The organism is Ralstonia pickettii (genome assembly GCF_000607165.1).
Classification (GTDB): Bacteria; Pseudomonadota; Gammaproteobacteria; order Burkholderiales; family Burkholderiaceae; genus Ralstonia; species Ralstonia holmesii.
The window spans coordinates 264031-279015 of record NZ_JFZG01000003.1 but is presented as its reverse complement, the minus strand read 5'-3'; the positions used below and the strand labels follow the sequence as shown (position 1 = coordinate 279015).

Sequence of the window (14985 nt, the reverse complement as noted above, 5' to 3'; positions counted from 1 at the left end):
TTCCCGTTCCTGAAGCATGGCTGTTTTCACCCCGGTCTCCGACGCAGAGATCGCTCTCTGGCTGGATCAATACGATGTGGGCGCCGTGCGCGCATTTCGCGGCATCCCGTCCGGGATCGAAAACTCCAACTTCTTCCTGACCACGGAAAAGGATGGGCAGACGCACGAATACGTCGTCACCCTGTTCGAGCGGCTGACGTTCGAGCAACTGCCGTTCTACCTGTACCTGATGCGGCATCTGGCGCAGCACGACATCAGCGTGCCGGCGCCGATTCCGGGGCGCGACGGCGAGATCCTGCGCACACTCAACGGCAAGCCGGCGACCATCGTGACGCGTCTGGCGGGCCGCTCGAATCTGGCGCCCACGGTCTCGGAATGCGGCATCGTCGGCGACATGCTCGCGCGCATGCATCTGGCCGGGCGCGACTATCCACGCCATCAGCCGAACCTGCGCAGCCTGCCATGGTGGAACGAAGTCGTGCCAGACGTCGTGCCCTTCGTGCACGGCGACACACGCGCACTGCTGGAAAGCGAACTCGCGCACCAGCAACGCTTCTTCGCCAGCGCCGACTACGCCGCGCTGCCCGAAGGCCCGTGCCATTGCGACCTCTTCCGCGACAACGTGCTGTTCGAGCCGGCCGCCCATGGGCAGCCGGAACGCCTGGGCGGCTTCTTCGACTTTTACTTTGCCGGTGTCGACAAGTGGCTTTTCGACGTGGCCGTCACCGTGAACGACTGGTGCATCGACCTGGCCACGGGCGTGCTGGATGGCGAGCGGGCACGTGCGATGCTGCGCGCATACCACGCTGTGCGCCCATTCACCGACGCCGAAGCACGGCACTGGCAAGACATGCTGCGCGCAGCGGCGTACCGCTTCTGGGTTTCGCGCCTGTGGGACTTCTATCTCCCGCGCGATGCCGAACTGCTCAAGCCGCATGACCCCACCCACTTCGAGCGCGTACTGCGTGAGCGGGTTGGCGCGAGCGCCCTGACTCTGGATCTTCCCCAACCATGCAACTGATTGAAGTACCGGCCAAGCAAGGCTACGTCTGGCTGCGCCAGGGTGCGTGGCTGTTTCGCAAGAACCCGATCGGGTTCTTGCTGCTGCTATTCATCTACCTGTTTGCGGTCAACCTGCTGATGCTGCTGGTGCCGCCGATTGGTGTTTTTGCCATCCTGCTGGTGAATCCGGCCATCTTCGTGGGCTTCATGTCGGCCTGCCGCGATACGGTAGCCGGCAAGCGCGTCGGGCCGGCATCGCTCATCGCGGGCTTCCGCGCATACGGCAAGGATGCAATGCGCAGCCTGCTCAAGCTTGGCGGCATCTATGGCGTATCGGTACTTGTAGTCAGCGGCGTGCTGATGACGATGGTGGACGTTGACACGCTCATGACCGTGGTCAGCGACAAGCCGCTCACGACTGAGGCCATCCGCGAGTTCTACCTTGCCATGGTGATGGGCTCGGTGCTGTACATCCCGGTGGCGGTGCTGTTCTGGTTTGCGCCGTTGCTGGTCGCATGGCACGGCATTCCGGTGGGCAAGGCGCTGTTCTTCAGCTGGATGTCCGTGTGGCGCAACCGGGCAGCCTTCATCGTGTACGGCGTGCTGGTCGCAATTTTGCTGATCGCCGTGCCGCTGTTCATCGATGCGCTGTTCGCGTCGAGCGGCGCCAACAACATCGCCCCGATCATCGCCACGCCGTACCGGATTCTGGTGATGGCGGTGCTGTACTGCTCGTTCTACGCCACGTACCGCGGCTGCTTCAACGTGACGCAAGCGGCCGGCCAGACGACTGACACGACCGCCTGATCGGGCCCGACGACCCGATCAGCGCTCAGTTGATCGGGTCCAGCTTGGCGATGCCCAGCGCCAGCGTCTTCACCCCGTGGCGGTTGAATTTGATCTGGGCACGCGCCTCTGCGCCCTCGCCTTCCAGCGTCGTGATGACGCCTTCCCCGAACTTGTTGTGGAACACCGACTGGCCGACGCGGAAGCCCGTGGCCTCCGCGCGCTTGGCATCGGCGTAGTTCTTGCCGGTGTCCATGCCGCCAGTCGGGCGGCCGGTGTAAGCGTCGTCATCACCGCGCTCGGGGCGCTTGAACCAATCCTTCCCCCAGGCGGAATCGCCTTGCACACGGCGCGTCGCCTGGTAGCCCGAGTGCTGCGGCGTCAGCCACTTCAGCGTGTCTTCGGGTAGTTCGTCAAAGAAGCGTGAGCGGATGTGGTAGCGGATTTGACCATGCAGCACCCGGCTTTGCGCGAATGACAGATACAACCGCTCGCGCGCACGGGTGATCGCCACATACATCAGGCGGCGCTCTTCCTCCAGGCCGTCCTTCTCCATCTGGCTGTTTTCGTGCGGGAACAAGCCCTCTTCCAGCCCGGTGATGAAGACGACGTGGAATTCCAGCCCCTTGGCCGCATGCACGGTCATCATCTGCACGGCATCCTGGCCGGCCTGGGCTTGGTTGTCGCCCGCTTCAAGCGAGGCGTGCGTGAGAAACGCAACCAGCGGCGTCATCTCAGCGGGCGTCTCGTCGGTCACGAGTTCAGAGGCGGTATCGATCTCGCCGCCTTCGATGCGCAGCATGGCGTCGTGGCGCACCGGCAGCGCGGTTGCAATCGCGTCGACGCCGTAACCTTCTTCGGCAACGAAGGCTTGCGCCGCGGTTATCAACTCCTGCAAGTTCTCGATGCGGTCCTGGCCCTCCTTCTCACCCTGGTAATGCGTGATCAGGCCGCTGGCGTGAATGACATGCTGGACAATTTCGGGCAGCGTCATCTGGCGCGTGTCGGCACGCATCTGTTCGATCAGACGCACAAACGCCGACAACTTGGTGCCCGCCGCCCCCGTGAGATACGGCACCGCCGCTGCGAGCGAGATGCCATACAGCCGCGCCGCATCCTGCAACTGCTCCAGGGAGCGCGCCCCAACGCCGCGCGCCGGAAAGTTCACCACACGGCCGAACGCAGCGTCGTTGTCCGAGTTTTCCAGCAACTGGATATATGCCAACGCGTGCTTGATTTCCGCACGCTCGAAGAAGCGCAGACCGCCGTACACCTTGTACGCGATGCCGGCCGAGAACAGCGCGTGCTCGATCACCCGTGACTGCGCGTTGCTGCGATACAGGATGGCGATTTCCGAACGCGCCGCGCCGCTGGCAATACGGTCGCGGATTTCTTCGACGATCCAGCCGGCCTCCTGCCCGTCCGTCGCGGCCTGGTAGACACGCACCGGCTCACCATGGCCGGCATCGGTACGCAGGTTCTTTCCCAACCGACGCGTGTTGTGCGAGATCAGGTGGTTGGCGGTATCGAGGATGTGGCCGTGCGAGCGATAGTTCTGCTCCAACTTGATCCGGTGCTCGACGCGGAATTCGCGTTCAAAGTCGACCATATTGCCAACGTTGGCACCACGAAACGCGTAGATGCTCTGGTCATCGTCGCCCACGGCAAAGATGGCGTTGGGCGTGACGCCAGGCTCGCCTAGGCCGGCCAGAATCTTCAGCCAGGCGTATTGCAGCTTGTTCGTATCCTGGAACTCGTCAACCAGGATGTGCTTGAAGCGCCGTTGGTAGTGCGCGCGGATAGCGTCGTTGTAGCGCAGCAGTTCGTAGCAGCGCAGGAGCAGTTCGGCAAAATCGACCACGCCTTCGCGCTGGCATTGCGCGTCGTAAGCGGCGTAGAGGTCGGCCATGCGGCGGTCGTACTCGTTGGCGATTTCCAGATCGCCCGCGCGCAAGCCCTGCTCCTTGGAGCCGTTGATGAAGTACTGGACGTTCTTTGGCGGGAATTTCTCGTCGTCGATATTGAGCGACTTGAGCAGACGCTTGACGGCAGAGAGCTGGTCTTGCGTATCCAGAATCTGGAACGTCTGCGGCAAGCCGGCATCACGGTAATGCGCGCGCAGCAACCGGTTGCACAGACCGTGGAACGTGCCGATCCACATGGCGCGCGTGTTGATCGGCAGCATGGCCTGCAGGCGGGCCGTCATTTCCTTGGCCGCCTTGTTCGTAAACGTGACGGCCAGCACACCTGCCGGCGAGACCCGCGCGCTCTGGATCAGCCACGCGATGCGGGTGGTCAACACACGCGTCTTGCCGCTGCCCGCCCCCGCCAGGATCAGCGCCGATTCATCGGGAAGCGTGATGGCAGCGCGTTGTTCGGGGTTCAGATTGGCGAGCAGGTCGGACATGCGGGAGGAGCCTCGGCAGAATCCTGAAATTATACCGGCCGCATTCACGGCTTCGCCCGTGCCGCACATCGACACGCCGTATAATTCCAAGCTTTCGCCCGCCATTTTCCTGGGCCAAACGTCTTTTTGCGCCCATAGCGCCCCGTCAGCATGACCGATCAAAACCAGTCCCTCGCCAAGAGTTTCGAACCCGCCACCATCGAGCAGAAGTGGAGCGCGGCTTGGGAAGCGATGGGCGTCTCCCGCGCGACGCTCGAAGCCGGCAAGCCCGACTTCTGTATCCAGCTCCCGCCGCCGAACGTGACGGGCACGCTGCACATGGGCCACGCGTTCAACCAGACCATCATGGACGGCCTGACGCGCCACGCGCGCATGGCCGGCGCCAATACGCTGTGGGTACCGGGCACCGACCACGCCGGCATCGCCACGCAGATCGTCGTCGAGCGCCAGCTGGATGCCCAAGGCGTGTCGCGCCACGACATGGGCCGCGAGAAGTTCGTCGAGAAGATCTGGGAATGGAAGGAGCAATCGGGCTCGACCATCACGCGCCAGGTGCGCCGCATGGGTGCCTCGATCGACTGGGAGCGCGAATACTTCACGATGGACCCGAAGATGTCGCGCGCGGTCAGCGACGTCTTCGTGCGTTTGTATGAGCAGGGCCTGATTTACCGCGGCAAGCGCCTCGTCAACTGGGACCCGGTGCTCGGCACCGCCGTATCCGACCTGGAAGTGGTGAGCGAAGAGGAAGAAGGCTCGCTGTGGCACATCCGCTATCCGCTGGCCGAACCGGACGCCGTGCGCGGCTTGACCCACCTGACGGTTGCCACCACCCGCCCCGAGACAATGCTCGGCGACACGGCCGTGATGGTGCACCCCGAGGATGAGCGCTACGCCCACCTCATCGGCAAGTTCGTTCACCTGCCGCTGACCGACCGCAAGATCCCGGTGATTGCAGACGAATACGTAGACCGCGCGTTCGGCACCGGCGTGGTCAAGGTCACCCCGGGCCACGACTTCAACGACTACGCCGTGGGCCTGCGCCACAAGCTGCCACAGCTGTCGATCCTGACGCTCGACGCGAAGATCGTTGCCGATGCGCCGGCTGCCTATGCCGGCATGGACCGCTTCGACGCGCGCAAGAAGATGGTCGAGGATCTCGAAGCGCAGGGCCTGCTGGCTGAAGTCAAGAAGCACACGCTGATGGTGCCGCGTGGCGACCGTACCGGTGTCGTCATCGAACCGATGCTGACGGATCAGTGGTTCGTTGCCATGAGCAAACCGGCGCCGGAGGGCACGCGCTTCCCGGGCCGCTCCATCGCCGAAGTGGCGCTCGATGCCGTACAGAGCGGGAAGATCAAGCTCGTGCCCGAGCAGTGGGTCAATACGTACAACCAGTGGCTGAATAACATCCAGGACTGGTGCATCTCGCGTCAACTGTGGTGGGGTCACCAAATTCCGGCGTGGTACGACGAAGCCGGCAACGTATACGTCGGCCGCACGGAAGAGGAAGCCAAAGCCCAAGCGGCGGCCAAGGGCTACACCGGCACGCTCACGCGTGACGACGACGTGCTGGACACATGGTTCTCGTCCGCGCTGGTGCCGTTCTCATCGCTGGGCTGGCCGGCTGACACGCCGGAACTGAAGCACTTCCTGCCGTCCACCGTTCTGGTCACGGGCTACGACATCATCTTCTTCTGGGTGGCGCGCATGGTCATGATGACCCTGCACTTCACCGGCGAAGTGCCCTTCCACACCGTCTACGTGCACGGCCTCGTGCGCGACTCGGAAGGCAAGAAGATGAGTAAGTCCGAGGGCAACACGCTCGACCCGGTGGATCTGATCGACGGCATCGCGCTGGAGCCGCTGCTCGCCAAGCGCACGACCGGCCTGCGCCGCCCGAAGGACGCGCCCAAGGTCGAGAAGCGCACACGCAAGGAATTCCCCGAAGGCATTCCCGCATTCGGTGCCGACGCGCTGCGCTTCACGTTCGCCTCGCTCGCCACGCTTGGCCGCAGCATCAACTTTGACCCGGGCCGCTGCGAGGGCTATCGCAACTTCTGCAACAAACTCTGGAACGCCACGCGCTTCGTGCTGATGAACACTGAAGGCCAGGACTGCGGCATGCAGGAATGCGTCGGTGATTGCGGCCCTGAAGGCACGCTGCACTTCTCGCAGGCCGACCGCTGGATCGTCTCGCTGCTGCAGCGCGTGGAAACCGAAGTGGAAAAAGGCTTTGCCGACTACCGCTTCGACAACATCGCCAACGCCATCTACAAGTTCGTCTGGGACGAATACTGCGACTGGTACCTGGAACTCGCCAAGGTGCAGATCCAGACCGGCACGCCGGCTCAGCAGCGCGCCACGCGCCGCACGCTGCTGCGTGTGCTGGAAACGGTGCTGCGCCTCGCCCATCCGATCATTCCGTTCATTACCGAAGAACTCTGGCAGAAGGTTGCGCCGATGGCCGGCCGCGCCAAGGGCGATGGCACCGAAAGCCTCGCGCTGCAGGAATACCCGCGCGCCGTGCTGTCCAAGATCGACGAGCAGGCCGAGCAATGGGTTCAGCAGTTGAAGGCACTGGTGGACGCCTGCCGCAATCTTCGCGGCGAGATGAACATCTCCCCCGCGCAACGCGTGCCGCTCTACGCCAATGGCGAAGCCGAGTTCCTGCAGGTGGCGGCGCCGTACGTGCAAGCGCTGGGCAAGCTTTCTGAAGTGAAGGTCTACACGGATGCCGCTGCCATGGAGCAGGACGGCGCCGGCGCACCGGTCGCCATCGTCGGCGAAAACAAGCTGCTGCTGAAGATCGAGATCGACGTGGCCGCCGAGCATGCGCGTCTGTCGAAGGAAATCGACCGCCTGCGCGGCGAGATCACCAAGTGCGAAGCCAAGCTCGGCAACGAATCGTTCGTTGCCCGCGCGCCGGCCGCCGTGGTGGAACAGGAACAAAAGCGTGTGACGGATTTCAAAGCCACGCTCGCCAAGCTGGAAGCCCAGATTGCACGGCTGCCGGTACAGACTGCCTGAGCGCCCAGAACAATCGATATCAAGGAAACCACGATGCAACGCGTCACCAAAGCCGTTTTCCCCGTCGCGGGGCTCGGAACCCGCTTTCTGCCAGCCACCAAGGCCAGCCCGAAGGAAATGCTGCCGGTCGTGGACAAGCCGCTGATCCAGTACGCCGTGGAAGAAGCCATGGCCGCCGGCATCACCGAGATGATCTTCGTCACGGGCCGCAGCAAGCGCGCCATCGAAGATCACTTTGACAAGGCTTACGAGCTGGAAGCAGAACTTGAAGCCAAGCACAAGACCGCGCTGCTCGAGGTCGTGCGCTCCATCAAGCCGTCGCATGTGGATTGCTTCTACGTGCGCCAGCCTGAAGCGCTGGGCTTGGGCCATGCCGTGCAATGTGCTGAGAAGCTCGTCGGCGACGCGCCCTTCGCAGTCATCCTGGCTGACGACCTGCTGGACGGCGACCCGCCCGTCATGAAGCAGATGGTCGACCTGTACGAACACTACAACTGCTCGGTGATCGGCGTGGAAGAGATCGACCGGGAGCAGAGCCGCTCGTACGGTGTGGTCGATGGGCGCCCGTGGGAAGAAGACGGCAGCGTCATCAAGATGTCGGGCATCATCGAAAAGCCGGCACCCGAGAACGCTCCGTCCAACCTCGGCGTGGTCGGCCGCTACATCCTCACGCCGCGCATTTTCGAACACATCCGCAACCTCAAGCCTGGCGCGGGCGGTGAACTGCAACTGACGGACGCCATCCAGTCGCTGCTGTCCGCAGAGCAGGTGCTAGCCTATCGCTACAAAGGCGTGCGCTACGACTGCGGCAGCAAGCTGGGCTACCTGAAGGCAACGGTGGAACTCGCGCTCAAGCACAAGGAAGTCGCTGACGACTTCCGCGCCTATCTGGCTGCACGCGGCTGAGCTAATACGCGCGTCGCCATAGAAAAAACCCGCGTCAGCTCACGCTGCGCGGGTTTTTTGTTGCCGGATCGTGTCCCGTCCGTCCGGCGCGGAGTCCCACCCTTTTGCGAGGAGAGGCTGCAGCCTCTTCTTATTGCGGTGCCGTCAGCGGTTTGATGGTGTTGTTCAGCAAGCTCCAGTACGAACTGGTGCTGTACGGCAGCATCTGCTCAACGTAGTTCCACCAGAAGTAGCCACCGATGAAGCGCGGGTCGGCTGCCATCTGGGTGGTACCCATCGGGTAGTACGACTTGATCAGATTCTGCTGCACCGACAGCGGCGCCGACGTACTGGACGTACCGATCTCACCAAACCCCACCTTCGCGACCGGGAAGATGCTTTCAAGCAACTTGAAATCGTTTGCCCACGACGGATTCAAACCTGGGCAGTCCTGGTACGGGTAGTAGCTGAACAATGCGTAGTCCGCGCCTTGCAGCACACGGGAGGGCAGGAAGTTGGTCGCCCAGGTACGCCATGAGTCCATCGACAGTTCGTAGCAGTTGGTGCCCTTGCCATCGTCGTTGTAGTACATCGTCACCGACACCAGGCCACCCGCGCCCTTGACGATGTCGTAGGCATTGCCGACCATCTGACCGATCTGCTGCTCCTGCGACGTTGCCGTCGCGGTCGGACCGCTCGGATTGGCACGCAACCATTCGCCGTTGATTTCATTGGCGATCTCCCATACGTCCACGACATCCTTCAGCGTGCTCACCAACTCGTTGGTGCGTGCGCTGTAAGTGGTCGGGTCGACCGGGAAATAGTACGAATCCATCACTTCGCCCATCACGTAGGCAACTTGATGAAGCTTGACCAGCGGTGCGTAATAGTCGGCTGCCGATGTACCCGGGTCAAAGACCACGCGCACGGTCGGCTTGTACGGCAGGTGCGTGAGCGAGGCCACGATCGCGTTGATGCTGCTGACGTCGTCAAGCGTGACGCCATAGATGGGGGCCTTCGGGCGCGTGGCCTGCGCCGAGGCATTTTGTATTCCCAGGCCTGTCAGCGTTGTTGCCGCCGCCAGACCCACCAAAGCGCGCAGGCTCATGCGCGCCGCCCTCTGTGCTGCTTTCTTGGTTTCCAACATTGTGATTTTCTATTCCCTCGGACGCAAAAACGTTACGCCCAGTACTGCGATGGACAAGCGCCGTCCTACCTGTGCGGTATCCCGATGTGGTGTGACTCCTTTGACACACTGAACACCGAACGGGTGCGAGCGTCAGATGACGCCCCGGTCGGCGAATGGATGCGCGATTAGAGGTCCTGCTGAGTCGATGAATCGATCAACGGCCGTGCGCTTATGAGTGGACTGGTACAGCTGGCGCGAGCTCACCCGAGGGCAGCACGCGGCTTGAAAAATATGACAAGCCCTGCACTTCAGTTGACCGCCAACTGTGTTCCCCCCGTTGGCAGCCAAGCGGCATGATACCGGATGTTGTCGGCAGATCAACGAAATTTAACACTGCTTACGCAGCAATAATAAAAAAACCGCGAGTCGGGCAGACACGCGGTTTCTTCGAAACGCCCACGGGATGGACGTCTTGGCGGCACAGCCGTTTTTTACTTGTGCCGGTAGTTGATGCGACCCTTCGTGAGGTCGTACGGCGACATTTCCAGCTTCACGCGGTCGCCCGCGAGAATGCGGATGCGGTGCTTCTGCATCTTGCCCGATGCATAAGCCCAGATTTCCACGCCGTTTTCCAACTGCACGCGAAAACGATTGTCGGGTAGCGCTTCAGACACCACCCCTTCAAATTCAATCAGTTCTTCCTTGGCCAAACTCGTTCCTTTGTATGCAGCACGCGGCTGCGCCGATGGTTGCAATGTTGTGATGACCCACCCGAACCACGCCACACGCCATGAGGAGCATGCAGCGGCACGCCGCGATCATCTGCCCGGACAGCGGGCTTGGGGGGTACCGAGCTGCACGAAACACAAATCGCGCCCGCCAATGGCGCGCGCCGTTTCGTGCAAGCGAGAGCGAGGATGGGTGGCGGTCGCAGATGCGCGCCGCCCGACTCGGCGCGGGGTATTCCCCGGTGCTGGACTCAGCCGCCACCGACCATGATTGGCCCGGCGGCGAGCCGGATTCGCCTGCTATTCTACCACGGGCAGGTTCTGCGGGTTCAGGCGCCGTCGGCGGGAAGCGACAGTTCAGGCACGTCACCATCGATGATGCTCTCAGCAAAGCGCAGCGCTGCGATGCGCGCAGCACCCACATTGCTGAATTGCCGGTCCCCCGAGAGGCGGAAGACCTGGGTCTGCCCGGGTTCGGGCGACTCCCCCGCCCGACAGATCATCACGGCTGCGTTGTAGCTGCGATCTTCCCTGGCCTCGGGCCAGCGTGCCGTGCGTTCATGTTGGAAAGCCAACGGATAAATGTCGAAGCCTTTGTATTGGCCCGCCGGCGAAGTGTCCATCTGAAATGCCCCCTTCTTGAACGTCGAGTGCTGTCCGACTATACACCCGTGCGTTTTGCATGGCGATGAAAGCGACGGCAACGTTTGACTTCGGGCACGGCACAGCATGCGCAGACCAATCATCGGCCATGGCAAAGAGGTCGGAAGCGACGACGAACGCTGGTCTAAAGAAGTTTCAGAACGTCACGCCCCCGCCGCACGGTGCGGCGCGATCCGATTGTGCTAGCTTGGATTGATTGGTGCCTGCCGTGGCATTCAAACGGATATGCACGCTCGGAGCACGGCACCGCCTCCCAATCCTTTCAAGAGTGACAATGCGCCTGATCTCTCCGATTGCCCTGGCGTGTGCCGGGCTGACGCTGTCTGCCTGTGGTGGCGGCGATGGTGGTTCGTCATTGAGCCCGCAAGCCAGCGCAGCGTCCAATGCGGCGAACGCCCAGTCGAAAACGATTGCCGCCGCAACAACCACACGCGTTTGCGGAGTCAACGGCACCTCGCCGCTGGCAGGAGTGCAGACGTGGATGTATCAGTTGCAGGGCATGACCACCAGCGCGCAGATTGACGCGCTGGACGCGCAGCCGTACGACATGCTGGTGATCGAGGCCAACAACACCATCAAGGGGCTGGAAAACTTCAACACCGTCGACATGGTGGCGCGCCTGCGCACCAAGCCCGACGGCTCCGCGCGCAAAGTGCTCGCCTACATAGACATTGGCGAGGCCGAAGACTTCCGCACCTATTGGGCGTCGAGTTGGAAGGCACCGACAGCTGACGGCCCCGGCACGCCCGACTTCATCATCAAGGCCGACCCCGATGGCTGGGCCGGTGACTACCCCGTTGCGTTCTGGGACCCGCGCTGGCAAGCGCTCTGGCTCGGGCCAAACGGCGCCGTCGCGCAACTGGCGCGCGAAGGGTTCGACGGCGTCTATCTGGATTGGGTCGAGGCGTACGCCGAGCCTTCTGTGGCAGACGCGGCCCAAGCGGCTGGCATCGACCCAGCGCAGGCCATGATCGATTTCATCGCCAAGATCCGTGCGGCGGGCCGCGCCATCAATCCACAGTTCGCGGTGATCCAGCAAAACGCACCCTCATTGATTGACGACGGCGGTGGATCAACGCTGCTGGCAACAATCGATGGTATCTCGCAGGAAGACACGTGGTTCGGCGGCAGTTCCGGCGCCGCTTGGGGTAGCGCCTCCGGCGGCGACAAGGCCGCCAGTGCAGATGACACGCAATGGACGATCGACCAACTGCAGAAATACTGTGCCGGGAACGTGCCCGTCTTTACGATCGACTACGCGTTGAAGACCGCCAACGCGCAGAAGGTCTACACGGCCTCGCGCGGGCTGGGCTTCCACCCGCTGGTCTCCCGCATCGCACTGTCCAAGCCGACGACTACGCCGCCCTGGAACTACTGACCACGCTCAACGACGCACCGGCAGACGTATCGGCAAACGGCAGGCCGACGTAGTTTTCGGCCAGCACGCGGGCGCCGGCAGGCGAGCTGGTCACGTAGTCCAGCTCGGCGCGCTGCAGCCTTTGCATGAACGGCGTGTGGTCGTCAAAGCGATGCAGCATCGACGTCATCCACCACGAGAAATGCTCGGCGCGCCAGACGCGTTGCAAGCAGCGTTCGGAGTAGCTTGCAAGCTGGGCGGTGTCGTCCTGCTTGTAGCGCGCGGTGAGCGCCTGGGCCAGCACGCGAACGTCAGCCACAGCCAGGTTCATGCCTTTCGCGCCGGTGGGCGGCACGATGTGCGCGGCGTCACCCGCCAGGAACAGGCGGCCGTACTGCATCGTCTCGCAGACAAAGCTACGCATCGGCGTGACGCTCTTCTGCAGGATCAGACCTTCCTTCAGGCGCCAGCCGTCGTTGTTCTCCAGACGCGTGTGGAGTTCATCCCAGATGCGCACATCGGACCATTCGGCCAGGTTTTCATCGGGCTTGCATTGCAGGTAAAGCCGCGTGATCTTGGGTGAGCGCATGCTGAACAGCGCAAAGCCGCGATCGTGGCTCGCGTAGATCAGCTCTTCCGCAGCGGGCTCGGCTTCCGCCAGGATGCCAAGCCAGGCAAACGGATACACGCGCTCGAACACCGCTTGCCGCTGCGCCGGAATCGCTTGCCGGCAGATGCCGTGAAAGCCATCGCATCCGGCGATGTAATCGCATTGCAGTGTCTGCGGCACGCCATCGTGGACGAACTGCACCGAAGGCGTGGCCGACTCGATGTCGTGCACCGACACATCGCTCACATCGAACAGCAGCGGTGCGCCCTGCTCCACGCGCGCTGCAATCAGATCCTTTACCACCTCGTGCTGCCCATACACGGTGATCGAGCGGCCGCCCGACATAGCGGTCAGGTCGATGCGATGGCGCTTGCCACCAAACAGCAGATCGATGCCATGGTGCACCAGTCCTTCGCGGCGCATCCGCATGCCCACACCCGCTTCGTTGAGCACGTCGACCGTGCCTTGCTCCAGCACGCCGGCGCGGATGCGCTCTTCAACGTAGGCGCGGCTCTTGGTTTCGAGGATGACGGCGTCGATGCCGTTGCGGTGCAGAAGCTGCCCGAGCAGAAGGCCTGCCGGGCCCGCGCCAATGATGGCGACCTGGGTGCGCATGGTTGTCTCCGGATGGATTTGGAATCGTTCTGGCAACCATTGTTGGTGCTCACCTTGATATCGCACAATGCAATATTGACGATAAACTTTATCGCCAATTCATATAGTGCGTCCGCCATGTCTACCCTGCCCGACTTTGACCTGAACCTGTTGCCGATCCTGCTGGCGCTGCACGACGCGCGCAGCGTGAGCATGGCCGCGCAACAGCTTGGTATGAGCCAGCCTGGCGTGAGCACCGCGCTGGGAAAGCTGCGTGCTGCGTTTGACGACCCGCTGTTCGTACGCACCTCGCGCGGCATGGAGCCGACGCCGCGAGCGCTGGCGCTCATTCCTGCAGCACGCGATGTGCTGGCGCGTGTGCAGCAGGGCATTCTGGAAACCAGCGCGTTCGATCCGGCCACGACCACGCACACGTTCTCGATCTCGTTGTCGGACGTGGGCGAGATGGTGTTTTTGCCGCGCATTGTCGAGGCGATGGCGCGGCAGGCGCCGCGGGCGTCGGTGCAATCCGTATCTCTACCGCCGGCGCAGATCGAACGCGCACTTGAGACCGGTTCGCTCGACCTGGCTGTGGGTTACTTCCCCGACTTGAAGAAGAACAACTTCTTCCAGCAGCGGCTGTTTACCCACTACTTCACATGCATCGTGCGCGCCGATCATCCTGTCACGCGCGGCGCCAATACGAAGCTGTCGATGGCGCAGTTCCTGGAATACGGGCACGCCGTGGTGCGCGCCGAGGGGCGCAGTCAGGAACTGTACGAGCGGTTTCTGGAACGCAAGCGCATCCGACGTAAGCCGTCGCTGCTTACACCGCATTTCATGAGCATTCCGTTCATCCTGGCGCGCACGGACTTGATTGCGACGGTGCCGCACGCGGTGGGCCTGTCGTTCATGCAATCGCACGCCAACATCCGCGTGATGGAGCCGCCCCTGGAACTGCCCAGCTTCGATCTCAAGCAGCACTGGCACCGGAAGTTTCATAACGACTCGCGCAGTCAGTGGCTCCGGGCCCTCGTGACGTCGCTGTTCAACGACGAAGCGGACGAATGGCGCGAACCCGGCCATGCTCCAGCCAAGCGCAAGCACACCAGATAGACAAGGAAGGTTATCTGCGCAGTTGTTCACAACACGATCACTCGATGCGTTTTAAGGCCTGGGAGCGCCCTCGTCGTAGACCGCGGTGCATGAAGTCCGGCACCCTGTCCTGATGGGCCAGGCGCCCGGCCTCTTTGTGCACCGGATCACGCCATGGTGCGCGGCCCTCGTCCACCCACGGGGGCTCGGTCCCATCTCGCAGTACACGCCCAGGCACATCTGCGGCCCGTTGCCAGCCGTTCATCGCAACTGCTGGAGGCAATCCGAAGGCCCGCATGGCCTTCGCATTTGAACCACGTCTTTCAACGCGTTGATCCGTTGGCCATCTCGCGCCAGCCTCACTGGCCACCGGCCGGTCTCGTGCAACAACGACATCTCACGCTGGATCAGCGCCGTTGAACAAGCCATAGATCCAGCGTTCGACCCATGCGGAAAACTACCAGTCAGGCATTCGTCCTATGGAAGAAGTCCCAGGTCAGGTGCTCGTCCTATATCGCGAGCCGCAAGTTGTTCCTAACATAACCCGCTCAGCACCATTTAAACCGATTGTTTATCTAGCCGCCCGATTTAGGCGTCTAGAGCGCATTTTCTCGCTCAAAAATTTGAGGCAATTCCGTTAGGCTCAATGTTTTTCGCTTATGCCGATGGAGCCCCAGCGACGTCATCGACGACTACGGGGAA

The 14985-nt window shown here is 62.4% G+C and carries 11 protein-coding genes; 6 read left to right on the top strand and 5 right to left on the bottom strand.

Going from position 1 to position 14985, the window contains the following annotated elements; translation table 11 throughout:
- Positions 1 to 16: 16 nt before the first annotated feature.
- Positions 17 to 1021 carry a homoserine kinase gene (locus BG83_RS0101955; RefSeq protein WP_024975144.1) on the top strand — a complete coding sequence of 335 codons (1005 nt, stop codon included), beginning with the start codon at positions 17 to 19 and terminating at the stop codon, positions 1019 to 1021.
- Positions 1012 to 1809 (top strand): BPSS1780 family membrane protein, encoded by a 798-nt coding sequence (locus BG83_RS0101950; protein ID WP_024975143.1) that lies wholly within the window; start codon positions 1012 to 1014, stop codon positions 1807 to 1809. The genes BG83_RS0101955 and BG83_RS0101950 overlap by 10 nt, the downstream gene beginning before the upstream one ends.
- 25 nt (positions 1810 to 1834) lie before the next feature.
- On the opposite strand, the gene BG83_RS0101945 is transcribed toward BG83_RS0101950, so the two are convergent.
- Complete coding sequence (locus tag BG83_RS0101945) at positions 1835 to 4195, bottom strand: UvrD-helicase domain-containing protein (protein ID WP_024975142.1); 2361 nt, start codon at positions 4193 to 4195, stop codon at positions 1835 to 1837.
- 150 nt (positions 4196 to 4345) lie between these two features.
- On the opposite strand from BG83_RS0101945, the gene BG83_RS0101940 reads away from it, so the two are divergent.
- The gene (locus BG83_RS0101940; RefSeq protein ID WP_024975141.1) at positions 4346 to 7222 is read left to right on the top strand and encodes a valine--tRNA ligase; all 2877 of its coding nucleotides are present in this window, start codon (positions 4346 to 4348) and stop codon (positions 7220 to 7222) included.
- A gap of 33 nt (positions 7223 to 7255) precedes the next feature.
- Positions 7256 to 8128, top strand: a complete 873-nt coding sequence (gene galU, locus BG83_RS27560; RefSeq protein WP_037031495.1) for a UTP--glucose-1-phosphate uridylyltransferase GalU — start codon at positions 7256 to 7258, stop codon at positions 8126 to 8128.
- Between the two features lie 130 nt (positions 8129 to 8258).
- Here the strand turns inward: galU and BG83_RS0101930 are convergent, their stop codons facing one another.
- From BG83_RS0101930 to BG83_RS0101920, 3 genes are all read right to left on the bottom strand, one after another.
- Positions 8259 to 9254, bottom strand: coding sequence for a hypothetical protein (locus BG83_RS0101930; protein ID WP_024975140.1), 996 nt, complete (start codon positions 9252 to 9254; stop codon positions 8259 to 8261).
- 473 nt (positions 9255 to 9727) lie between these two features.
- Positions 9728 to 9946: a translation initiation factor IF-1 gene (infA, locus tag BG83_RS0101925; protein ID WP_004631109.1), complete on the bottom strand. Its 219-nt coding sequence runs from the start codon at positions 9944 to 9946 to the stop codon at positions 9728 to 9730.
- 347 nt (positions 9947 to 10293) lie between these two features.
- Positions 10294 to 10587: a hypothetical protein gene (locus BG83_RS0101920; RefSeq protein ID WP_004631110.1), complete on the bottom strand. Its 294-nt coding sequence runs from the start codon at positions 10585 to 10587 to the stop codon at positions 10294 to 10296.
- Positions 10588 to 10901: 314 nt separating this feature from the next.
- On the opposite strand from BG83_RS0101920, the gene BG83_RS0101915 reads away from it, so the two are divergent.
- The gene (locus BG83_RS0101915) at positions 10902 to 12005 is read left to right on the top strand and encodes an endo alpha-1,4 polygalactosaminidase (RefSeq protein WP_024975139.1); all 1104 of its coding nucleotides are present in this window, start codon (positions 10902 to 10904) and stop codon (positions 12003 to 12005) included.
- On the opposite strand, the gene pobA is transcribed toward BG83_RS0101915, so the two are convergent.
- Positions 11983 to 13209, bottom strand: a complete 1227-nt coding sequence (pobA, locus tag BG83_RS0101910) for a 4-hydroxybenzoate 3-monooxygenase (protein WP_024975138.1) — start codon at positions 13207 to 13209, stop codon at positions 11983 to 11985. The two genes, BG83_RS0101915 and pobA, sit on opposite strands and share 23 nt — an antisense overlap.
- 117 nt (positions 13210 to 13326) lie before the next feature.
- On the opposite strand from pobA, the gene BG83_RS0101905 reads away from it, so the two are divergent.
- Positions 13327 to 14304, top strand: coding sequence for a LysR family transcriptional regulator (locus tag BG83_RS0101905; protein ID WP_024975137.1), 978 nt, complete (start codon positions 13327 to 13329; stop codon positions 14302 to 14304).
- Positions 14305 to 14985 lie beyond the last annotated feature (681 nt).

Coding starts and splice junctions, on each gene's coding strand:
- pobA (WP_024975138.1), bottom strand. CDS start 13,209: ATGCGCACCCAGGTCGCCATCATTGGCGCGGGCCCGGCAGGCCTTCTG.
- BG83_RS0101945 (WP_024975142.1), bottom strand. CDS start 4,195: ATGTCCGACCTGCTCGCCAATCTGAACCCCGAACAACGCGCTGCCATC.
- BG83_RS0101940 (WP_024975141.1), top strand. CDS start 4,346: ATGACCGATCAAAACCAGTCCCTCGCCAAGAGTTTCGAACCCGCCACC.
- BG83_RS0101955 (WP_024975144.1), top strand. CDS start 17: ATGGCTGTTTTCACCCCGGTCTCCGACGCAGAGATCGCTCTCTGGCTG.
- BG83_RS0101950 (WP_024975143.1), top strand. CDS start 1,012: ATGCAACTGATTGAAGTACCGGCCAAGCAAGGCTACGTCTGGCTGCGC.
- BG83_RS0101920 (WP_004631110.1), bottom strand. CDS start 10,587: ATGGACACTTCGCCGGCGGGCCAATACAAAGGCTTCGACATTTATCCG.
- BG83_RS0101905 (WP_024975137.1), top strand. CDS start 13,327: ATGTCTACCCTGCCCGACTTTGACCTGAACCTGTTGCCGATCCTGCTG.
- BG83_RS0101915 (WP_024975139.1), top strand. CDS start 10,902: ATGCGCCTGATCTCTCCGATTGCCCTGGCGTGTGCCGGGCTGACGCTG.
- BG83_RS0101930 (WP_024975140.1), bottom strand. CDS start 9,254: ATGTTGGAAACCAAGAAAGCAGCACAGAGGGCGGCGCGCATGAGCCTG.
- galU (WP_037031495.1), top strand. CDS start 7,256: ATGCAACGCGTCACCAAAGCCGTTTTCCCCGTCGCGGGGCTCGGAACC.